This is a genomic window from Microbacterium sp. Marseille-Q6648, from assembly GCF_943181415.1.
Taxonomy (GTDB): domain Bacteria; phylum Actinomycetota; class Actinomycetes; order Actinomycetales; family Microbacteriaceae; genus Microbacterium.
In genome coordinates, this window is sequence record NZ_CALPBZ010000005.1 from 21932 (window position 1) to 46755 (window position 24824).

Here is a 24824-nt window from a genome sequence, read left to right on the forward strand (position 1 = left end):
GAGGGCGTCGGCGGGTTCGCCGAGATGTTCAGGTACAGCCCGCCCTGGATCCGCATCAGCTCGTTGCCGCCCGGGGCGACGATCGCCTGTCCGACGATCTGGAAGCCGAAGCTGAACGGCTGCAGCACGAACTCCTCGGTGAGGTCGGTGCCGCCGGGGCCCACCCCGGTGAGCGTGAGCTGCTCGGTCTTGACCTCGTTCGTGAGGTTGATGCGCAGCTGCGCCGAGCCGCTCAGCTGCAGACCGTAGGGCCGCAGTGCCTCGAAGTTGGTCTCGATCGACGCCACGCCCCAGAACTGCGGCACCGGGTACATCGGGTTGGTCGTCTCGTCGCCGATGGCGAGGACGAATCGTCCGGCAGTGGACCCGAGCGTGCCCAGGCCGTACACGTCGAGCTGTCCGGCGAAGGTGAGGATGAACACCAGGCGGGTGTAGTCGATCTCGAGGATGACCTGCGCCTTGATGTGCATGAGCGGCTCGTCGAGGAAGTCGCCCGCCTGCAGCAGGATGCCGCCCGACAGCTCGATGAAGAAGCTGGTTCCCTGCTCGATGAGCCGGAAGGTGTGGGTGCTGCCCGCGGCGAGGTTGCCCGCCGTGTCGGCCCACGCGCCCGCGGCGAAGGTGACGGTGACGGTCCCCGCGGTGAGCGCCGTCGCGAGCGTGTACGAGTACATCGCCAGGCCGCCGGCGTACTGGACGCCCGAGAAGACCAGCGCCTGCGTGCCGCCGCCGGAGAACGAGAGGTCGTTCGAGCCGAGCGTGGTGGTGTCGACCTCGGCGCCGGAGGTGGGGGTGAGCCGGACCCCGACCCACGTCCGGGGACCGATGGTGGCCCACGAGAGGTCGGACTCCGCGCTCGCGGTGCCGGCGTGGCTCGCGGCGGCGAACAGCGTGCCCTGGGTGTTCAGCCAGCTGCCGTCGATGAAGGTGACGACCAGCGCGCCGGCCAGGTGGCCGGAGAAGAAGTACCGGTAGGTGCTGCCGGTCACCAGCATGGGCGAACCCAGGACGACGAGCTCGACGCCGTCGGCCGTGATCGTGATCTCGCCGCCGGCATCCGTGATGGAGGCCCGGTCGATCGCGAAGCCGCCGAAGGCGCCGAAGGTGATGTCGATCCAGCCGCGTCCGGCGAGCTCCTTCACATCGACCACCGAGCCGGGTGTCGGGTCGGTCACGACGGCGGTCGGGGCGGTGAGGGTGAGGGTCTCGGTCTCAGCGGAGTTGAGGCGACCGCCGAGGTCGGCGAACCGGCCGGCGAGGAAGGTGATCGTGTAGGCGCCGGCGGCGAGCGTGGCGCTGAAGGAGTAGCGGTAGATGTCGCTCGTGCCGACGCGGACCGGAGCAGAGAGGGCGATGAGTGCGCCCGACGCGTCACGGAACTCGATCTCGTTGCCGTCGATCGTGGTGTGGTCGATGCCGAAGCCGTCGGAGCCGCGGAAGCGGATCTCGAGGTACCTCAGGGCGTTCAGGAGGTCGCGGCCGATGGTGGCTCCCGACAGCGGAGTCGTCTTCGACTCGTCGACGTCGGTCGTGGCCGGGTTGTCGGGTGTGGTGCGGACGGCATCCGCGGTGGCCCCGACGACGTGGAAGGACTGGGTGAAGGTGGTGCCGGCCGGTGGCGCGCGGGCGGGGCTGACGTCGAAGGCGGTCAGGTCGAAGATGATGTCGACACGGCCGGGGGCGAAGCTGCCGTTGAGGAGGTAGCGCCACGTGTTGCCGCCGAGGTGCACGACCCCGATGATCTGGATGCCGCCCGCGCCGGGCCCGGCGAGGGTGAACTCGTCGCCGGTGACGGATCCGGGCAGGATCGTGAACGTCTCGCCGTCGATGGAGGCCGGCGGCGTGAAGGTGACGTCGAGGTACGACATGGTGCGCTGGCTGATGGTGACCGCTGCGGGGACACCGGGCTGGGTGCCCGCGGTCGGGGCGGCGCCGGTGTACGCGGTCGTGCCGTCCGCCTGCGTGTAGCTCCACCCGGCCGAAGCGAAGACGACCTCGACCTCGTCGCCCGGCAGCAGCGGGGCCGACAGCTGGTAGCGGACCCACACCACGCCGTCGGCGTCGACGAGGATCGTGGCGCCGGTGACGGTGATCGTCAGGGCGGAGCCGTCGCGCACGACCTCGAGGGTGAACTCGTCGAGGTCGAGCAGCGTCGCGGGGTCGAAGCGCAGCCCGGTCGGGGCCGTGAACGGCACATCGATGTAGTCGCGTCCCGGTGCGGTGAACGGGGTGTCGGATGCCGGTGCGGCCGTCGCCGCGTACGAGACGTCCACGGCGCCGATCGTGACGGCGGACGACGCCTGCGCGGCCGTCTCGCGTTCGACGAGGACGGGGATGAGGAACTGGCCGGTCACGGTTCCTGCGCGGATCGCGCGCGACGTGTCGAGCACGACCGTCCAGCCGGATGCGGCGGCGGTGAAGGTCAGCGCGCCGAGGCGCTCGATGACCGATGCCGGGTCGACGGCGTAGCCGGCGGGCAGGCCGGCCGTGGCGGCATCCGGGAAGCTGATCACCAGATCGGTGCTCCACACCAGGCTCGAGCCGGGAGCGCTGATGCTCGGCACGGTCGGGGTGACGCTCTGCTGGTACGACCACGAGCCGGCGAGGCGGGTGAGGGTGACCGACAGTCCCGCGTCGTATTCGCCGGTGAGCCAGAAGCGGAAGCGGATCTTGCCCGAGGGTGCCCCGGCGACCTGCACGGGCGCCCGCGCGGAGTCGATCGAGATGGACCCGAGGCCTTCGCCGTAGAGCTCGAACTCCGGCGCGAGATCGAGGATCGAGGCGAGGTCGAGGGGGCTGCCGTCGACCGCCGCGTCGAAGTCGACGTCGAGGAAGGCCGTCGGCGTGACGGTCAGGGTCTGGCCGGGCTGTGCGCCCGCGGTGACGGGGCCGCGGTATCCGAGCACCGAAGCCGTGAGGGCGGCGGTGAGGGCGCCGGCGGTGCCCACGGCGGTGACGACGACGGGGAGCCGGAACTCGCCCGGGGTCTCGGTGGCGGTGATCGGCACGGTGGGGTCGAGGGTGAGCGCCCAGCCGCCGGCGGCGCCGAAGCTGAGGCCCGACAGCCGCTGGATGACCGAGGCCGGGTCGATGGTGAAACCGGCCGGGATGCCCAGCTGCCCCGCCGAGGGGAATCGGATGCCGACACTGCCGGCTCCGGTCTCGCCCGGTTCGTCGGTGATGACCAGAGGACCGGTGAGGGTGAGCAGGTACGACCAGCTGCCTGCGAGGAAGGTGAGGTTGACGGCGCCGGTGGTGGCGAAACGGCCGGTGAGCCAGTAGCGGTACGTCGCGGTCGTGGCGGTGCTCGAGAGGAGCTGGGGCGCCTGCGTCCCGTCGAGGCGGATCGTGCCGAGACCGGCGCCCGACAGCTGGAACTCCGGCGCCAGGTCGGTGATCGAGGCCGGGTCGATGGCGAACATGGTCGGGTTGGTGAAGGTGACCTGGATCCACGCGCGGCCGTTGATGACGTTGATGTCGACGGAGGCGTTGGGGGTCGGGTTGGTCACGGTGGCCGTCGCGCCGACCACGGTGAACGACAGCGTGGTGGCGGCACTGCCGGCGCCGGCGGTCGTGCCCGATTCGGTGGTGAGGTCGGCGTTCTCGACCGCTCCCGCCGCGAAGCGCAGCTCCCACCGGCCCATCCCGAGGGCGGCGGTGCCGATGGCGTAGCGGAACCGGGTGGTGCCGGTGATCCGCACGGCGGTCTCGAGGAGGTCGGCGCCGGCGTCGAGGTCGGCGACGAGCACGACGTCGACACGGTCGCCGTCGAGGGTGTAGTAGGCGCCCGTCGCGTCGGTGCGCAGCTCGACGAACACCATGCCGCTGTCGGTCGTCACGGCCACGATCGGGACGGGTCGCCCGGTGATGGTGGTGCGCTGGGTGCCGCCGAACCAGAGCGTGAACTCCTGGCCGTTGTCGAGGATGCCGGCGATGTCGAGGCTGGCCCCGGCCGGCGGCGTGTACGACACGTCGATGTGCTTGACCGACCCGTTCGCGCCGTTGACGACGCCGACGTCCACCGAGCCGCCGTTCGTGGTCGGCGAGCCGAGCCCCACCGTCGGCGCGGTGCCGGTGGCGATCGGGTCCAGTCCTTCGACGACGTCGAACGTGACCTCGTTGCCGGAGGAGTTGCGGAAGCCCATCTTGAGCTTGCCGTAGAGGGTGAGCAGGCGCACCTGGTCGGGGAAGTCGGCGAGGAACAGGATGGTGACGTTGCCGCTGGCGACCTTGGAGAGATCGGCGTAGAGACGCCCGCTGATCGAGATGTTGTCGGCGGCGAAGTTGAGCTTTCCGACGATGAGGATCTTGCCGTCGGTCGAGATCTTGATGATCACCTGCCCGTTGAAGACCGCCTGCGACGTGTAGATCGAGAAGATCTTCGCCGAGCCGGTGATCACCATGGGCGATGTGAACGCGGCGGCGAACCCGCTCTGGCCGGGGTTCTGCGCGATCGCCTTGGCCTGCAGGGCGACCTGCTGCTGGAGTCCGAGCAGCCACTGGTCGGCGGTGAGGACCGTGGGCAGCTGGAACGCCGAGGAGCGCAGCGCGAAGGGGTCCTCGATCGACGGCAGGGTCTTGAAGAACTCGACGCCGCCGGCGAAGTCGTTGATGGACAGCCCGGAGTTCGGCTCGAGCAGGATGCCGCCAGGGACGTTCACGCTGAGGTACACCTGCAGCGGACCGAGCTCGGAGAGCCCCAGACGGATCCCGAAGCCGGCGAGCCCCGCGATCGAGATGGTGCCTTCGAGGCCGAGGTAGAACACGCGCTGCGCGACCGGGGTGGTGGTGTCGAACACGCCGATGACGTTGTACGCCGAGTCGAGCTTGAGGATGCCGCCGACGAGACCCGCAGAGACATCGCCGCCGAACATCTTGCCCTTGACGGTGACGCCGATGGAGTCGATGCCGATGATCGGGAACTTGCCCTCGAGCAGCAGCGAGGGCTGGATGCGGATTCCCTGCACGGCGCCGGTGATCTGCAGCCCGGCAAGCCCCTGGATGCCGGTGACGCTGGCCGACAGGATGAGCACGAAGTCCTCGGGCGCGTTCTCGACGTCGTCCCACTGGATGCCGATCGCATCGATGCGCACCGGCAGGAACGTCGGCCACTTGAACGAGTCGCCGGTCGCGGAGCCGACCGACAGGAAGACGCCGAACCCGGGCAGGGCGTTGAACGAGCCGTCGCCGAGGATGGCGAAGTTGCGGCCCTCACCGGCGATCGCGAGCGAGCCGATCGTGACCTTCGCGCCCACCGCCTGGAACTGCACCATGATCTCCGAGCCGGTCGCGCCGGTGTCGAGCCGGAAGTCGCGAGCGGTGAGTGTGACGTAGGTGCCGAGGCGGATCTCGAGGGTGTCGACGGTGAGCTGGAACGCGTCGACCCTCCCCTCGCTGAAGGTGAGCGCGATGCGGAACGCCTCGTCGTCGGGCGTGCCGTCGGGACGACGGTCGTCGGCTGTCGTGCGGTCGGTGAGCGTGGCGCCGAAGGCCTTGCCCGGGAAGAGTCTGGCGCCGCCGGAGGCGACGAAGATGACGCCGGTGAAGCCGGCGGTGGCGGTGCTGGGAGCCCCGGCGGCCGGGAAGCGGACCTCGAGACCCGAGACGCCGATGCGGATGTCGTCGAGTTCGAGGATCCCACCGAAGCTGATGGTGCGGTCCGGGGTCGACGGGGTCAGGGCGTTGGCCGCGTCGGGGGTGCCGGTGGTGGGAGGCAGTCCGTAGGCGAGCTCGGCGGTGCCGAGTTTGAAGCCGTCGCCGTAGACGGTGAGGCCCGGGATCACGCCGGCGCCGAGCGTCTGGTCGTTGTTGGCGGTGATGTTCGACGACGCGGCGGGGTCGTAGGGCCGCAGCGAGCCGGTGATGCCGAACGAGGGGAAGGTGATCGTGGCGGTGTTGATGCGCACGAGCTCCTGGTCGGCCGCAGCGTTGGGATCGTAGTTCGCCCGGATGCCGGTGGCCTGCAGCCGGGCGACGTTCGGGATCTGGGCGTCGAGCGCGGCGACCTGCAGTCCCCACTTGCCGGTGAGGCCGATGTCGACGGTGCCGCCGAGGAGTCCGAAGACGTCGACGGCGAGCTCGAACGACCCCTGGATGCCGATCAGGTCGACCGTGACGCCGGAGTTGGTCTGCGCGGTGGAGGCGGCACCCGTGGTCGGGTCGCCGCCGAAGGCGAGGGACGCCCGCTGCACCCCGACGATGACCGAGACGAGGACTTTGCCGTCCGAGAACCCGAACCCGCCGAGGCCGACCGTCGGGCCCTGCAGGGTGAGCGGTCCGAGCGCGATCGGCCCGCCCTCGGTGCGCTCGCCGACCGTGCCGGCCGTGACGGCGAGCGCGAGGGCCTGCACCCCGTTGTACGCGGGTGTCGTGCCCGCCGCACCGGCGGCCACCGCGCCCGGCGTCATCGTCAGGGTGATCGATCCCGTGCCGGTGAACAGGCCCAGGGTGTTGTTCGGGTTCTTGTCCTTCAAGAAGTAGCGGTACGTGACGCTCGTGGCCCCCGCCGCGGCACCGGCGATGAGCAGCGGGGCACCGAGCAGGATCGGGGTGCCGTTGCTGTCGAGGGCGACGTCGCCCAGCAGGCCCGACAGCCGGAACGGGGCGACGGTCTCGAGCGTGTTCTTGATGATCGGCGCGGCGACGTCGCCGGCGGTCGCCGGCACGGAGGTGTACACCACGTCGATGTAGCCCTGCGCGTTGAGCTGGGTCTGGCTGATGCTCGGGGTGACGAGGGAGGCGACCGGACCGGGCTTCTGCCCGGGCGCGGTCGGGCTGAAGAGGTAGAACGTCTCGCTCTCGGCGACCAGAAGGGCAGCCCCGCCGGCGGTCGTGACGGCGCCGTCGACGAAGCGCACCGTCACGATCGTCGTCGTCGGCAGCACGGCGCCACCCGGCGCGCTGACGGTGTAGCGCCAGGTGTTGGCTTTGCCCGCCACCGGCGCCGGGGTGCCCACGGTCCAGGTCCCGCTCACGCCGGCCGCGGTGACCTCGATCGCCGGGGCGCCGGTCGTGACCGACGCGGTGTCGATCAGACCCTCCGACGGGGTGAAGGTGACGTCGATCGTGGTGACGGGCCCGGTGAGCACGGCGCCGCGCAGCGGTGCGGCCAGGTCGCCGCTCACGATCGCGGGCGGGGTGGTCGAGCTCGCGAACGTGGGCGCGGTGGTGGGGGCGATCGCGAACGACGTGACCCTGAAGGTGCCCAGCTGGAAGCCGGTCTGGGGCGAGACCGAGAAGGTCGCGAAGCCGGCGAGGCTGGCGATGTTGCGGCCGCCGGCGGTGACGAGGATCTTGGCGTCGAAGAGCGCGAGGTCGAGCGTGCCGTTCGGCTGACGGTTGACCCGCAGCGAGCCACCCAGGGTGACGGGGCCGGCGGCGATGACGACTCCGGTCACCGCGAACGAGAACGCACCGGCGGCGATCGGGCCGCTCATCGTGCCGACGGTCGGGAGGGCGAAGGACCCCGAGGTGGCGGTGCTGACCTGGAACGACACGGTCCCCGAGATGTCCAGCCCGTCGAGACCGAGGAAGGCGATCGTGCCGGTGGCGCGCAGCGCCCAGCCGTCGGCGGCCGTCGCGCCGCGGATGAACTCCACGGTGGCGTTGCGGATGAGCACGCCGATCGCGTCGGGGTTGGCGCCGCCGCCGGGGAGCTTGGACGGGCCCGAGCCGATGAAGATCTCCAGACCCGATCCCGAGAACGTGTCGCCGCTGATGGCGAACTCGCCGGCGCGGATCTCGAGGACGTCCCCGAAGCTGAAGTCGAGGTCTTGGACGATGAAGCGGAACGTCGGGGTGGCGGGCAGGTCGATGGTGAGGGTCTCGCCGCCGAGCAGGATGGACTGCTCGACCGCGACACCCGTGGTGTTGATTGTGAAGCCGACCGACGCGTTGAGCGCGAAGGATCCCGCGGCGGTCTTGGCGGTACCGGTGATGATGCCCGCGACGCCGCCGGTGGTGGTCACCGTCGCCGGATCGGCGTCGGTGGTCGCAAGCGGCGGGAAGACGACCAGGAAGCCGCTGCCCGAGACGATGCCGGGGTTGGTGCCGCCGATGCTCGCGGTCTCGCTGAGCGTCACGTTCGCCAGGGCGATCTTCGATACCGCGGTGGCCCCGCTGCCGATGCGCTCGAAGGCGAAGTCCGCGGTGATGGTGACACCCGAGATGGCGACGGCGATGTTCTCGGCGGCGACCCGCAGGAACGGTCCCTTGGGCAGCGTGAGGACGCGGACGTTCGGCTGCAGGACCACCTGGTTGCCGTTGGTCTTCCACGTGACGGTGTAGACGTTCCCCACCTTGACGACGCCGACGCGGTCGGTTGCGGCATCCGTGTCGAGCAGTCCCTCGACGGCGGCGTCGATGACGGCGGCCGAGGCGTCGAAGGCGAGCGGGGCGCTGATCTCGCCCTGTTCGATCGTGCCGTTGCGATTCGCGTCGATCGCGAGGGTGAACGTGCCGCTGGGGACGCCGACTGTGATCGTCTGGACCTCGCGGGTTCCGGCGGTGCCATCGGTCGTGGTGGCGACGCTCACGCCGGCGAAGGCGAAGATCTCGCTCACGGTCACGCCCTGACCGGCGACCTGGAGGGTGTTCAGCTGCAGGGTGAGTTGCGCGGTGATGGTGATGGGGAGCCCGCGCAGGTCGACATCCCCGGCGATCTCGCCCGCCAGGCCGGTGGGGGTGATGAGGAACGCGCCGTTGCCGCCGGAGAGGTAGAGCCCGACGTCGTTGGGTGTGGCATCGCCGTCGGCGTCGATGCCGTCTCCGCCGTCGTCGCCGAGGAAGATCTCGACCTCGGTGAAGGCCAGACGGACGATCTTCGCTCCGGTCGCCGTCCTGCGCTGCTCGAACATCACGACGCCGCGGAGCGTCTGGTCGAGGATCACGATCTCGGCGGGGTCGCCGGGAAGACCCACCTGCACCAGCATCGTGTTGCGGGCGATCGCGATGGTCTGGGTCGCGCCGCCGATCACCACGTCGCGCGAGACGTCGGCGGTGGTGTTGTTGATCTTGACGATGACGTCGGCGTCGATGGTGACGTCCGGGAGCACGTCGGGGTTGAGTGCGATGCCGGCCACGAACGCGGCGGCGATGCCGCTGCGGGTGACGAGAATGGTGCCCGAGGCGACGGTGACGGTCACATAGGTGCGGGTGCCGTCGCCGAGTTCCAGCCGCACGTCGGCGAGCGCGATGGTGATCTCGCCGGTCGTGCTGTTCTTGGCGAACGCGAAGTCGCCGGTGAGGCGCTGACCTGCCACTTCGAGGGCGATGTCGAGGCCCGCCACGGCGATGCCTGGGGCGATGTCGACCCCGTCGACGGCGCGCGTGGCGGCCAGGGTGTTGATCTGCACCTGGAGGGTGCCCTCGAAGCTGACGCCGGGGATCAGCAGCTCGATCGTGGCCTCGAGTCGTCCGGCGATGCCGCCGGCGGCCGTCGAGGTCTTGCCGATGATGTCGAACGCGCCCGAGCCGTCGCGCACGATGACCACGTCGCGGTCGCCGGTGCCCAGCCGCAGCCCGACCTTGGCGAAGCGGATGCGCTGGGTGGTGACGTCGTCGCCGGTCGCGAGCGTCAGGTCGGCCCCGATGTGGGTGACCTTCTCGTATGACACGTCGGCGGTCAGCTGCTGGCCGGCGATGGTAAGGGCGAGGCCGGTCACCGACACCTTCAGGTACGGTCCCGCCGGCAGCGCCAGGGTGAAGGTGTCGCCGCCGACGACGAACTGCTCGCTCACGGCGACGGGGACGAGCTTGCCCGCGACCGTCCGCCGCATGTTGCTGATGTCGACGCCGACGGTGGCGGATGCCTGGAGCCCTGCGCCGAGGCGGATCGACGCGGTCGCCGAGATGGAGCCGCCGAATCCCTCGCCCGTGAGGAGCAGGAGCGCGGTTCCGCCGGAGAGGCGCAGCCCGACGTCGTCGGTCTGGTCGACGGTGGTCCCGCCGTCGTCGCCGACGAACAGCGCGACGTTCGTGGCGGCGATGCGCAGCACGTTCACGTCGTCCGTGGTGCCGGCGCGACCGTCGGGACCCGATCCGCGGACCTGCTCGAACTGGAAGGTGCCCGAGATCGTCTGCTCGAAGACCGTGATGGCGCCCGTGACCGAGACCTTCACGAAGCGGCCGGCCGGCAGGTTCACGGTCAGCGCGCCGACGGTGGTGTTCACCGCGGTCGGTGCGGTGTTCACCTGCAGACGCACCGCCAGACCCGACCCGAGGGAGAAGGGGATGCCGGAGAGCCCGACGAGGGCCACCGACGCGGACACGTCGATCGCCATGCCGGTCGCGGTGAGAAGGAACGCACCCGTGCCGTTCGTCAGCCGAACCCCGACGTCGTCTGCGTCGCCGGGGCCCTTGGCGTCGCCGAGGAAGATCGACACGGCCGTCGCCGAGACCTTCACGACGCGCGCGGTGCCGGCGCCGGCCTGCTCGAAGGTGAAGTTGCCGCGGAGCTGCTGACCTGCCACGTCCAGCGCCAGGCCGGTCGCGGTGATCGAGAACAGCGAGGTCGCGGTGTCGACCGTCAGCTGCATCGTGGCGGAGGCGCTCACGCCGGGCACTGTGAGTGCGACGGTGCCCGAGATCGTCCCCGACATGCCAGCGGTGGCCAGAGTGAGCGTGCCCGCTCCCCCGGTGAGGGTGAGGATGTCGGTGCCGCCGCTGCCGATCCGCAGCGAGACATCGGCGAGGACGATCGTGGTGGTGGTGCCCGAGCGTTCGAACGAGATGTCCCCTGTGAGGGACTGCCCCGCGATCGCGAGCACGATCCCGCGCCCGCCCACGCGCACGTACGTGCCGGCCGTGAGGTTCAGCGAGACGGTGCGACCCCCGAGGGTGACGGCCTCGGTGACCTGGGCTCCCGTGCCGTTCATCGTGAGGAAGAAGGAGCCGCTGATGGTGACGCCGGCAGGCAGCAGGCTTCCGAGGTCGAGCGTTCCGGCCAGCGACATCGCCATGCCCGCGGGAGCGAGGACGATGAGTCCGTCGACGCCGGTGAGCAGCGGGTCGTCCTCGCCGAGGGCGACCTGTCCGCCGGAGATCGCGATGACGGTGCGGGTGACGCCGGCGGCGTTGCTGGTCTGCTGGAACGACACCGACGCCGTCAGCGAGATGTCGCCGAGGTCGAGGAGGATGCCCTCGCCCACGATCCGCAGATACGGTCCGGCCTCGAGGCGCGTGGCTGCGGCATCCGAGAGGACGACCGCCTGCCCGGAGCGGTTGATCTCGAGGCGCAGCGCGTCCGCGCCGACCGTGATCGACCCGCCGAGCGAGATGGTCGCATCCGTGATCTCGAGGATGCCGGCCAGACCCGCCGGGCCGATCTGCAGGGTTCCGTCGAGCGTCAGTTCGCCGATCGGGTCGCCGAAGTCCGCCGTCGCGGCGACCTCGATGTCGATGATCCGCACGCCCGCGGCCGTGGTGCGCTGGGTGAATCCGATCTCGCCCTCGGTGAGGAGGAAGCCGCCGATGTCGACGGTGATGCCGGTCCCCTGGATCGAGAAGGTGGGAGTGAGCCCGCCGCGCGTGTCGACGCTGACGGCGAAGTCGCCCGTCACCTCGATGCCCGGCAGCGTCACCGCGACCGTGCCGGCGATCTCGCCGTGGATTCCGCCCGCGGCCAGGGTGAACTCTCCCGTGCCGCCGGTGAGGGCGACGAACTCACGGGTCCCGTCGCCGAACGACGCCCGGGCGCCGGTGACGGTGATCACCGTCGTCGCGGTGAGGCCGCTGCCGGACTGCTCAAACGAGAAGGAGCCCGAGAGGCGCTGACCGGCGACGAGGATGGCCACGTCGGTGCCGTCGACGCGAAGGTATGGTCCGGCGGGGAGGGCGAGTTCGACCGTGGCGCCGTCGAGCTCGAACGTGCGGTTCGCTGCGGGGCCGGAGTTGACGGCGATGGTGAAGGTCCCGCTGAAGCGCACCGCGTCGCCCGGGACGACGAAGGTGACGGTTCCGCCGACGCGGCCGGCGATGCCGTCGGCGGTCATCACGAAGACCGCCGAGCCGTCCGTGAGGCGGACCCCGGCGGTGGCGGTGCCGAGCTGCAGGGTGAGTGCGGAGGCGATCAGCACGGTCGTCGTGGGTGCCGCGGTGCCCGCGGGAGCCCCCGCGGCGACGGGTCCGCTCACCTGCGAGAAGACGAAGACGCCGCCGAGGCTCTGCCCGGCCACGGTCAGAGCCGCGGGCGTGGCGAGCGTGCCGACCTGGACCCGCACGGATCCGGCGGGCAGGACGACGCCCTGCACCGTGCGCGGGGTGGTGGCGGTGTTCAGCTGCAGCCGGACGTCGCCGGTGAGGGCGAACTGGTCGCCGGCGTTGAGCGTCAGCGTCGCGGTGAGCACGGTGGCCAGACCGGTCGGGGTGAGCTCGAGCTCTCCGGCCGCGATGGTCGCGACGGCCACGCCGTCGCCGAGGCTCAGGGTCAGGGGGGCTCCGCCGTCGCGCGCGGACGAGCCGAAGCGGATGCGCAGTCCGCCGCCGGCGAGCGTCTCGATCGCGAAGGTGCCGGTGAGCTCCTGCCCGGCGACGCCGAGGACCAGGTCGCCGATCACCAGAATGTGGGGTGCGCCCGCCGCGCCTTCGGCGACGGTCACCGCGTCGTCGCCCGAGCCGAGGACCTGCTCGCTGGTCGTCTCGTTGTAGTACACCCATGCGGTGCCGCCGAGGGTGACCCCGGGGATGCCCACGAGCGCGACCGTTCCCGCGATGGCCACCAAGCGGCTGCCGGCGGTGCCCTTGGCGTAGCCGTTGACGCCGGTGAGGTACAGGCCGGTGGCGAAGGGATTGACGGCCCCGCCGTCGATGAACCCGGGACCCTGGCCGACGAAGACCGTGAGGTCCGAGACGGTGACCTCGGCGCCCGCGAAGCTGATGGTTCCGATGATCTCCACGAAGTCGCCGAGCTTGATCGACCCCGAGACGCTGACGGCCACGTACGCACCGGACGCGTCGGCGACCTCGGCGGCGGTGAACAGCAGCGGGACGGCGATCCCGCCGACGAGGATGGTCTGGTCGATGGCATCGGGAGTGCCGTTGTAGCGCACCGAGAGGGTGGCGTCGGCGTCCAGACCACCGCCGGCGACCGCCACGGCGCCAGAGAAGAAGCCGGCGATGCCGTTCGCGGTCAGGAGGAACGCACCGGTGCCGTCGGTGATGCCGACCGCGCTGGTCTCGCCTTCGGGGACGAGTGAGACCGAGACGTCGGCGAAGGCGATCGTGGTGACGCTCGATGGCGCACCGGCGAGGTAGCGGATGCCGCCGGCGGTCGCGAGGACGATGTCGAGGTCGTCGCCGGCGTCGAAGCGACCGACGGCCAGCGTGGTGCCGGCCACCGCACTCAGCGTGACCGCCGACCGGAAGCCGAGCCATTCGCCACCGACGCCGGTGCCTCGGTTCAGCTGGAGGAGCACGCCCGCCGTGGTGGCCAGGACGATGTCGAGGCGCCCGTCGCCGTCCATGTCGGCCAGCGCGATCGCGTCGGCGACCGGCGAAGCCGACGAGACCGGTGCGGCCGGCGACAGTCCGCCCCAGGTGCTCACGCCGCCCGTCGTGGTGAATCCGGCGTTGCGGTGCACCTGCACCGGGCCGCCGTTCATGGTGACGACGAGATCGCGGAAGCCGTCGCCGTCGACGTCGCCGACGGCCGCGTCCGTCGCCGCCGCCGTGTTGGCGAGGGTGAGAGGCGCGGTGTACGCGGTCCAGGCGGCACCCGAGCCGCCGGCGTTGACGTACACCGCGTGCGGGGCACCGGCGTTGACGACCACGAGGTCCGGGAGGTCGTCGCCCGTGAGGTCGGAGAGCAGCACCGACACCGTGCCGGTGTGGGCGAGGGTCAGCGACGGTGCGGCGGCGAACCCGGTGGGGGTCGCGCGGAAGACGAGCGCTCCGGTCGTCGCGCCGACGACGATGTCGGTCCGTGCGTCGCCGTCGACGTCGGCGACGGCCACCGCGGTGGCGCCGGTGGTGTTCAGCGTGATCCCCGCGGCGAAGGAGCCGCCGAGGTTCTCGTACACCGCCGATGTCGTCCCCCGGACGACGATGACGTCGAGGAGGGCGGAGCCGCGGACGTTCGCCAGCGCGAGGGCGGTGGTCGTGCCGCTGCCGGCGGTGAAGGTCGCGGCGGGAGTCGCCGTGAAGACGTCGGACAGCGAGACGGGGATGCCGGGTGCGCCGGTTCCGAGGTGGAGCGCCGCCCCGGTGGCGGTGGCGGTCAGCAGGTCGGCGCGGCCGTCGCCGTTCACGTCGCCGGTGGCGACGACGAGGCCCCCGGTGAACGTGCCCGAGAGCGTCGTGACGCCCGGTGTCCGCGAGCGGCTCAGCAGGAAGTCGCCCGAGAAGGCGGGTCCGCCGGTGACGCCGAGGACGCCGCCGGTGATCGCGACGTGGAGGAAGGGCCCGGCCGGAACGTCGATGCCGAGGTCGGTGCGGCGGACGGCTGCGGAGGTGGTGTTGACGGCGAACTCGACGTCGCCGCCGATCGTGATGCCGGGCAGCGTGAAGATCCCGGTGGTGCTGCCGGTGAAGCTCGCCGCGACCCCGCGCGAGGAGACGAGCATGGCACCCGACCAGGCGTGGGCGGCGGTGATGTCGACGAAGGTCCCCAGCCGGAGGGTGAGGTTGGTCACCGCGAGCGCCGTCTCACCCGAGGGTGTGCGGCTGATGAGGATGCGGTCCGCGCCGAGCGTCTGTCCGGCGACGGTGAGGCTCGCGGCGGTGACCTCGACCTTGAACCCGGGACGGACGACGGTCTCGTCCGGGCCGCCCGGGTCGAGGGTGACGTCGGCGGCGCCGGAGTTGATCTGCACCGCGACGGCGCCCGAGACAGAGAGGCCGGGGACGGTGACGGCGAGGACCGCCGAGACCGACCCCGCCATGCCGGTGCCGGTGAGTCGGAAGGCGCCCGAGATCTGAGTGGCGCTCACCAGCGGCGCACTCGGAGTGCCGAAGCGGACGACACCGTCGGTGATCGTGAGGGTGAGGACCCCGGCATCGTTGACGATCTCGATGTCGCCCGAGAGGGTCTGGCCGGCCACCCCGATCGAGACGCCGGTTCCGGCGATGCGCAGGTAGCCGCCGGCGCCGCCGGCCGGGAGGTCCACGGTCACGGTGCCGTCGCCGACCCGCACCGTCTCGGTCACCCTCGCGGCGGTGGTGTTGATCTCGAGCGCGAGGGTGCCGGTGAGGACGACGCCGGGCACTCCCGACAGGGCGACGGTGCCGCTGACCCGCCCGGCCAGCCCGCCGGTGCCCGGCAGCACGAACAGAGCCTCGCCGCCGGTGAGGCTGAGCCGCGCGGCACCGGCGGTGAGCGCCAGCTGCACGCGCGCGAGCGCGATGCGGGTGAGGGTGGTGTCGTCGGTGCCGCCAGGGACGCCGTCGGCGCCGTAGGACGTCGCCCGCTCGAACGCCACGTCGGCCGTGATGGCCTGTCCGAGCACTGTCAGCACGACTCCGGTGCCGGCCAGCCGCAGGTACGGCCCGGCCGGCAGGGCGAGAGCGACCGTGCCGTCGCCCACCTGGAACGTCTGGCTGACGGCGGCGCCGGTCGTGTTCACCTGCAGTTCGAGCGCACCCGCCAGGGTGAACGGTGCGCCGCCGGCGACGGCGATGCTCACCGTCAGCGACCCGGCGATGCCCGAGCCGTCGAGGACGAAGAGGCCGGTGCCGTTCGTCGCCGTCAGGGGCCCGAGAGTGAGCGTGACATCGGCGAGGCCGATGCGGACGACGGTGGCGCCGGTGCCGGTGGCGACGCGCTCGAAGACGAGGTCGCCGGTGAGGGTCTGCCCGAGGACGGTGATCTGGAGGTTCTCGCCGCCCACGCGGACCACGCCTGCGGGCAGCGGCGTCGTCCAGCCCGCCACGGTCTGCTCCGTTGCGGTGGTGTTGAAGGCGATCGTGACCGCGCCGGTGACCGCGATACCGGGAACGGTGACGATCACGTCGACGGCGATGGCACCATGGGTGCCGGCGGGGGCCAGGACGATCGTGGCCGTGGAACCCGCCTGCTGGGCGAGCTCGACGATGGGAGCGGCCCCGCCCAGGATGAGACGCGCGTTGCGCAGGGTGATCTCGGTGGCGCCGGCGTCATCGACGATCTCGACGTCGGCGGTGAGCTGCTGGCCCGCGATGGTGAGGACGATGCCGGTTCCGGCGATCCGCACGTAGGGGCCTTCGGGCAGCACGAGTTCGAGGGTCTCGCCGCCGACCTGGAACGTCTCGTCGATGTCGGTGACCACGGTGCTGATCTCGACGACGAGGTCGCCGGTGAGGCTGACCTGCGGTACCGCGAGAGCGATGCTGCCGGTGATGCGACCGGCGACGCCGGCGTCGCTGACGAGGAGGAGCGCGGTGCCGTCCGAGAGGCTGACCACTCCCCCGGCGAGGCTCAGCTGCACGCTCGTCGCGGCGATCCGCAGCACCGACCGGCCCGCGTCGGGGATGCCCGTGGCGGGGTCGAGCGCGGTGACCTGCTCGATCGCGACGTTCGCGGTCAGGGACTGGCCATTCACCGTCAGGGTGAGGCCGGTTCCCTCGAAGCGGATGAACGGACCGGCGGCCAGATCGAGCGATCGCGTGGCGGTGCCGACGAGAACGGATGCCGTCACACGGGCGGCGGTGGTGTTGAGCGCGAGCGAAAGGGAACCGCTCAGGGAGGCGTCCGCGCCGAGACGGACCGAGACGGTGCCGTCGATGCGTCCCGCCAGCCCCGTGGCGGTGACGACGAGGATGCCGGAGCCGGCGCTCAGTCGCACACCGATGTCGTCGCTGACGTCCGCGGCCTCGGCCCCCGGCGTGCCGCCGTCGTCGCCGATGAAGAGCGAGGCGTCGGCGAGACCGATCACCGTCGTGGTGACACCGCCGACGGAGGTGCGCTCCACGGCGATGTCGGCGCGGATCGTCTGTCCGAGGAACGCCAGGTCGAGACCGGTGAGCGCGACCCGGACGTAGGGTCCGGCGGGGAGCGAGGTGCTGTCGACCGTGACCGACGCCGGGGCGGTGTTGACGGCGACGTCGGCCTCGACGTCCTCGATGCCCAGGGCGGCGATCGTCACGGTGGCGTTCAGGACACCGGCGATGCCGTCGGCGCGGACGACGAGGTCGCCGGTGATCTCGCCGATCTGCACGGCGTCGCCGAAGACCACGGAGCCGTTGTCGACGGAGAGGGCGAGGTCGCCTCCGGACCGGTCGAAGCGGAAGTCACCGCTCAGCGTTTGACCGCCGAACGCGAGCATCGCATCGGTGACGGCGAACTCGGTCACGGCGTCGCCCGTCGCGAAGGTCACCGCGACGCCCGGCTCGGTGCTTCCGGGGATCTCGATGGTCTGGCTGACCGCCTCCCCGGTGGTGTTGACGCGCACGCTGGTGGTGCCGGTGAGGATCACACCCGCGACGCCGACGAGGCTGACGGTGCCGGTGGCCACCAGGGCGTGCCCGGATGCGGTCTCGACGAGTCCGATGGTGGCGCCGGTCAGCAGCACGCCCACCGCGAGGGGATTGAGCGCTCCCGAACTGAGGAAGGCCGGACCGCGGCCGAGGAAGACGGTGACGCCCGTTGCGGCCACGACCCGGACGGGAACGCCCCCGATCACGGTGTCGCTGAAGGTGATGTTGCCCTCGATGGTGACGAAGTCTCCGATGGTGAGGGTGAGGTCGGACGCGGAGAGGCTGAAGACGATGCCGCCGGGCGCGGGTGCCGGCAGCGTGAAGACGATGCGGGTGCCGCCGACGGTGAGGACGGTGTCGATGGCATCGGCCGTGGTGTTCACCTGCAGCAGCACCGAGCCGTCGACGGCGACCGCGTCACCGCCGAGCGAGATGGCTCCCGACAGGAATCCGGCGACCCCTCCGCTGCGGATGAGGAAGGCGCCTTCGCCGTCGTACAGCGACGGGTCGGCGTCTCCGTCGAGTGTCACGTCGACGCCGGTCATGGCCACGACGATCTCGACCGCTCCTGCGGCATCCGTGGATCGGGTGAAGGCGAAGGAGCCCGAGATCGTGCCGGCGCCGGCGATGGTGGCCGTGAGCCCATCGACCTCGATGCGCAGGTACGGCCCGGCCGGCAGGACGCCGGTGCCCGGGTCGAGGGGACCGGGCGTGGTGTTGACGGCGACCGTGACCGTCGTCCCGGTGACCGACACGAGGTCGGGCACGGTCAGGTCGGCGCTGGCGGTGACGCTGCCGGCGATGCCGGCCGCCGTGATGAGGAAGCTGCCGGTGAGGGCCCGGACTTCGACATAGGGCGTCGCGCTGGGGCCGAGGTCGATGCTGCCGCCCGAAACGTCGACGCGGTAGGACACCGCACCGGAGGTGACGGTGCGCGCGAACCAGACGGTGCCGGCGATGTCGATACCTGCCACGCGGACGGTCAGGCTCGTGGCGCCGACGCGGATCGTGCCGGCGGCGATGCCGTCGTGCGCCGAGGCGGCATCCGTGTTGATCTCGACGGTGAGGCTTGCGGCGGTGATGCTCACGCCGGGGACGGCGAGAGCGGGGGCCCCGCTGAAGGTGCCCCAGATCCCGGATGCGCCGGCGGTCAGCGTCGCGGTGATGCCGGTCAGGGTGGCGACGCCGTCGCCGAACACGAGCGAGCCCTGCGTGACCGCGATGGTGGTGGCGGTGGCATCCCGGGTGACGACGACGGTGCCGGTGAGGCGCTGTCCCGCGATCTCGAGCACGATGTCCGAGCCGGACACCCGCAGGTAGCTTCCGCCGCCGGCGGGGACGACGAGCGCCACGTCGGCGCCGCCGACGTTGACGGTGGTGTCCACAGCCGCGCCGGTGGTGTTGACCTCCACCGCCAGCGCGCCGGTGAAGCCGACGCCCGGCAGGGCGAGCGTGACCAGTCCGCTGATGCGTGCGGCGAGGCCGGCGGTGGTGACCACGAGGGCGCCGGTCGCCCCGCTGACCGCGAGGATCGTGGTGGACCCGGCGGTGAAGGTGAGGCTTCCGCCGGTGAGCGCCGCCCGCACGACGGTGGCGCCGGCGGCATCCACACCGCGCTCGAACGCGACGTCGACGGTGAGGGTCTGACCGCCCACCGTGATGACGGTGCCGAGCGCCTCGACGCGCAGGTAGGGCCCGGCGGGGATCGCCCCGACCGGGGCGCTGCCGGTGTTGACCGCGACGGTCACGCCGGACGCGAAGGTGAATCCGGTGATGTCGGAGGACACGGTTGCCGACAGCCGGCCTGCGACCCCCGAGGCGGTGATCACGAGCGAGCCCGTCACGTTCTCGACGGCGAGGAGATCGGACGCGGCTTGCGAGAACGCGAACGCGCCGCCGCTCACCGTGATCTCGGTGCGCGTGACGCCGGCGACGCTGGTCCGCGCGACCGTGATCTCGTCGAAGGTCACGGACTGGCCGGCGAGCAGGAGCTCCACCGTGGAACCCGTCACGCGCAGGTACGAGGCGCCCGCGGTGGTGTCGACCTCGAGGTCGAGGCCGCTCGAGAACGCGAAGCCGGGCACGGCGACCGTCAGGGTGCCGGCGAGGGTGGCCACCGTCGCGCCGGTCGTGCGGGTCCAGGTCAGGGTGCCCGAGCCGCCCGTGAACTGCGCGACCGGGGTCGCGCCTCCGAAGACAAGGGCGAGGTCGGACGCGGTCACGGCGTAGCCGGCGGTCGTGCGGGCGAACGCGAGGTCGCCCGTCAGCGTCTGGCCGAGCACGACGAGGGTCAGTCCCGTTCCGCTGAAGGCGGTGAACGGGTCGCTCGCTCCGGCCACCTCCTCATCGGTGAACGCGATCGTGACGTCACCGGTCCCGTCGGCGAAGGTCACGGTCTCGTCGATCGCAGTGGCGAACCCGTTGATGCGTGCCCGGAAGTCTCCGGTGAGGGAGATGGCGTTCCAGCCGGTGAGCGAGACCGTTCCGCGAGCGTCGACGGCGACGTCGGTGCCGCCGCTCGTGGTTTCGACGTAGAGCGCGACCACCGCATCCGAGACGCGCAGCCCGTCGCCGAGGTCGAGCTCGAGGTTGCGTGCCACCGCGGCGATCGCGGTCCGCCCGGCGACGGTGTCGATCTCGATGCGTCCGGCGAAGGTCGCGTCCACGATGCCGGTGGCGACGACGGTGGCCGCGAGCGTTCCGGTAACCCCGGCGGCGGCGAGGACCAGATCGCCGGTGCCCTCGCTGAGGGTGACGACCTGATCGGTACCCTCGCCGATCGTGGCCCGGAGCCCGGTGATCGCGAGGGTGGTGACCGCATCCTGCCGGGTGAGCCGCACCGCTCCGGTCAGCGTGGCGGTGCCGATCGTGATCGCCACGTCCGCCGAGACGGCGAGTCCCGCGGTGCCGTCGTACGTGAGGACCGCCGCCGTGAGCGCGAGCCCGGACCCGCCGGCGGTGAAGCCGACGGTGCCGCCGGTGACGCGGAGGTCGACGTCGCCGGTGTCGTCGCGAGAGACCAGCGAGAGCGAGCCGCCGGTGATCTGGACCTGGCCGCCGATCGTGGCGCTCACGCCGGCGGCGGTGAGTGTGAGATCGGAACCCGACTGGCTGAGGGTGGCGGCGGTCGCGCGGAGCTCGGCGATCTCGGTGCCGCCGGAACGGATCGAGATGCCGAAGTCGGTGTCCGGCGACACCGCGCCTGCGGTGATGAGCAGCGACCCGGCATCGAGGGTGGCGGCCTCGGTCAGCGTGTAGGTCGCCGACACCGCCGCCGTCGCCGTGATCGACAGGGCGCCGACGGTGAGCGCCAGCACCAGGCCTGCCGAGATCGTCGCCGTGCCGCTGTACGACGGCCCGGCCGAGAGCGATCCGATCGACAGGGTGATGTCGGTGAGCGTCAGCGCATCGCCGAGGGCCAGGTCGCCGAGGTTCTCGGTGAAGGAGGCGTTCGCGAGGTACGCCTGCAGCTGCTGGACGACGAGTCCGAGGAGGCCGGCGAGCGGCGACCCGGCGACGTAGTCCGAGAAGTGCGGGAGCGCCGCGGTGAGGGTGCCGGTGCGGGCGTCGTACGTCGTGGCGATCGCCTGGAGCGCACCGTTCGGTGCGACGTACCAGATCCGCGCCCCCTGCACGGCGTCATCGACGGCGATGGTGAGGACGGGGGCGATGCGGAAGGTGGTGATCTCGGCGCCGGTGCGGGCGTCGTACGCGCGCAGGTCGTAGATCGCCGAGGTGGTCAGCAGTCCCGAGACGCCGCTGTCGCGGGCGGTGATCGTGACCCAGGCGTCGGCGGGGAGAGATCCGGGGGCGAAGGTGAGGGTCGCGCCGCGGAAGGCGAGGGTTCCGCCGGTGGCGGCGGAGACGAGGATCGCTCCGGCAGGCGGCGTGATCGCCGGCGTCTGCGGGAGGGTCCCGTCGTCGAGGGTGAGGGATGCGCCCGGGTTCTGCAGGGCGACGGTGGCGGTGAGGCGGATGGCGGAGGTGGGGGTGGACTGGTCGTTCGCAGCCGGAGGACCGCGGCCCGCCTGGATGTGCACGTCGTCGCCGGCGAAGACGGGGGCGTTGACCGCGACGACGGCGCTGCGGGTGTGCAGCGGAACGATGACGACCTGGTCGACGGCGAGGTCGAGTCCGCGCCCCGTGGTGTTCGATCCCGTGGCGAGGGCGGTGAGCTCCACGGTGCCCCCGCTGCGCAGCGGCGCGTCGTCGAGGGCGAGTCCGGTTCCGAGGCCGACGGTGCTCGTCGCGGGGAGCACGGTCGCCGCGAGGCCCCGCACCTCCACGCCGGCGACGGTCGCGGTCAGAGCGGCGGCGGCCGCGGCATCCGTCTCCGCCGCGCCGAGCGCGGCGAGCAGCCGCACGGGCGCCGCGACCGGCCGAAGCGGTGTGGCGGCGGGGGCGGCGGTGGCCGCCGTCGTGGAGGTGCCGGTCGACACCATCCGCACGTCACCGGCGACGACGGCGGCGCGCTCGAGGACCACGTGCACGCGATGCGTCCCCAGGACCAGCGCAGCCCCGGCGCCGGTGGCGCGTGCCGAGGCGCGCTGGGTGGCGGTGAGGCTGAGGTCGCCGGTGGCGGTGAGGGGCGCGCCCGGCGCGGCGGCGGCCGACGTGTCGGCGGTCGACGAGACGAGGGCCCAGCCCGCTCCCCCGTCCGCCAGCGCGGAGTGCCGGGTGCTGGCCGCGAGGGTCACATCGTCGGCTCCCGAGAGCGCGGCGCCGTCTCGGAGTGCGCTGTCGGCGACGTCGCGGACGACGAGGGCGGCGACCCCGCCGGCGCCGAGGGCGCGGGAGGTCGCGGCGAAGTCGGACTCGGACTTCAGGTGCAGGTCGGCCCGGCCGACCTCGAGAGTCGCATCGGCGGCGAGGTGCGCGACCGTCTCGACGAACGCCCGCCCGATCGCGACCGACTGCGCATCGGGGTTCGCCGCCAGCGCGAGAGCAGCGAGGTCGCCGGAAGCACCGGAGGTCGCACCTCGCGAGCCGCGGGCGGTGACGTCGATCGTCCCGGTCGCGGCGGCGAGGATGAGGACCTCGGCGGCCCCGATGTGCTGGTCGCCGTCGATGACGGCGTGGGTGAGACGTGTGAGGTCGACCTCGGCGAGCGCGACGCCGATGTCGCTTCCTGCCGAGGCGGAGCCGGTGGCCCGGTTGCGCGCCTCGATGCGCACGACGCCCGAGGTGTCGATCGACGACGATCCGCCGATCCGGGTGAGGGCGACCGAGGAGCCCTTGGCCACCGCCGACGATCCCGTCGCGACGAGGTCGGCGGCGGAGTCGCTTCGGAGGGTGACGTCGCCGCTCGCGAGGACGTGCGAATCCACGAGCGAGACCGTCGCCGTCGACGTCGCCCGCGCGCTGGTGGTGTTCGCCGAGGACGCCGACAGGGTGACGGTTCCCGCGGTCAGCGTCGATCCCGCGACGGTGACGGATGCCGCGGCGTCCGCCACTCCCGTGCGGAGGTCCTGCGCCATCAGAGTCAGGGCAGCCGAGCCGGTGTCGATGCGGGTTCCCGCCTCGACCGTGATGCTGCGACCCCGGACCGTGAGATCGGCGCCCGACAGCTCGAGGGCGCCGGCGAGCGAGACCGCCCCGGTGCTCTCGATGAGAGCGGCCAGCCGCGGCGCGAGGAAGCTGAGGCTCGCCACGAGGGTGTCGAGCGTCAGCCGCCCGTCGTCGCCGACGAGTCGGGCCGGCCCCGCGAGACCGGTGACCCGCAGGGTCTCGGCCACGCCGCGGATGGCGAGTGCGAGACCGGCGATGCCGGTGAGGTCGACGGTGAAGGCCGAGCCGTCGGTGCCCTGCACGACGACGCGCTCGAGGCCCGATGCGTCGACGCTCAGGGCTTCTCCCGACTCCGGGGTGAAGACGACCTTGCCGGCCATGAGCCGGAGCGAGCCGGCCTCGGCTTGCGCGGCCGAGAGGGTCAGGGTGGCGGTGCGGTCGGCCACCGCCCACCCGGTCGCCGATGCGGTGGGCCCGGCGTCGGGCGCCGAAGCGAGCGGTGCCGCCGACTCTTCCGGTGCCGAGGTGGTCTGGACGCCGTCGAGTGCGGGGGACTCGCCCTGCTCCGCGGTGACTTCAGACGTGGCTTCAGCGGTGACGTCGGTGGCGGTTGCGGCTTCGTCGGCCGGGGACCCGCCCGCGGACTCGGATGCCGGAGCGTCGGCGGCCTCCGAATCGTCGGCCCGAGCGGGCTCGGACTGCGGTTCGGACGGGGCGGGCGCGGGCTCGGGCTGCGGTTCGGGTTCGGGCTGCGGTTCGGGCTCCGGGGCCGGGGCCGGGGCCGGAAGCACGGATGCGTCGACGCCCCAGCTCTCACCGGGCGTGAGGGTCTCGTCCATCAGCCCGCCGCCGTGGCCGGCGCCGAGCGCGTGGCCGATCTCGTGGCGGACCACGGTGAGCAGATCCATGCGGCCCCAGCCCCATCCGGCGGCGTCGTCGTCGATGACGATCGTGCGCCCGGAGGCGTGACCCAGCGTTGCGCCCGGCAGGGCGGCGACCGAGGCCGAGATCCCCGACACGTCGGCGCCGACTGCGGCCCACTCCGAGGTCGCCTGGGCGACGGCCGAGCCGAGCGTCCCGCCGTCGAGCAGCTGGTCGGGGCCGATCGGGTCTTCCGGCAGCGACGCCGCGGTCATGGCCTCCGCGTCTGCCCCGGGCTCCGCGGCGGTGTCCGTCGTGGACCCGCCCGTCGTCGTGGACCCGCCCGTCGTCGTGGAGCCGCCCGTCGTCGAGCCGCCCGTCGTCGTCCCGCCGGGGGTCGAGGGCGCGGGAGTTGTGACTCCGACACCGTCGTCGCCCGAGATGGTGGCATCGCCGCCGGCCATCGGGCACGAGATCGATGCGGGCTGGCCGTTGGTTCCGCCGACCGTCGTGCACTGGCTGGTCGAGAGCGCCTTCGCCAGCGCCTCGAGCGCCGCCTGCAGCTGCGCATTGGCCTTCGCCTGCGCTTCGGCGGCCTTCTGCGCAGCGGCACGGGCGGCATCCTGCTGCTGGCGCACCTGCTGCACGTACGTCACCTGCTCGGACTGCTGCTGCTGGACCTGCGCCTGCTGCTCGGCGAGCGCGCGCAGTCGCGCGGCCTCGGCCGCGAAGACGGCGTCGATCTCGGCACGCGCTTCGTCCCGCGGCAGGGTGGGGACGATGAGGATCTCCGCGTCCCGCAGGTGGATGACGGTCGATCCGGGTTCGATGGTCTGGGGCGCCGGCGCGAGCGGCGCGGGACGCGACACGGGCACCGACGGGGCCGGGGCGTCGGCAGCCGCCGGGACGGCCCCCAGCGTGACGACCATCGCCGCTGCGACGATCGTCGCGAGCGCGGCGGTGCCGCGGCGCCACAGGTTCGTCGACGGGCGCGGCCCATCGGCGAAACGGACGCGGCGCGCTGCGCTGCGTCCCCTGTAATCCCGAATCGGCACCCGTGCCCCCAAGCC

1 protein-coding gene (cut by a window edge) is annotated in these 24824 nt (G+C 72.1%); it reads right to left on the reverse strand.

Going from position 1 to position 24824, the window contains the following annotated elements; genetic code table 11:
• Positions 1 to 24809, reverse strand: the 5' portion of a protein-coding gene (locus NFR93_RS12360) for an FG-GAP-like repeat-containing protein (RefSeq protein WP_251453637.1). 13717 nt of this gene lie to the left of the window's left edge; only the first 24809 of its 38526 coding nucleotides appear in the window; its start codon is at positions 24807 to 24809; the stop codon falls past the left edge of the window.
• Positions 24810 to 24824: the final 15 nt, after the last annotated feature.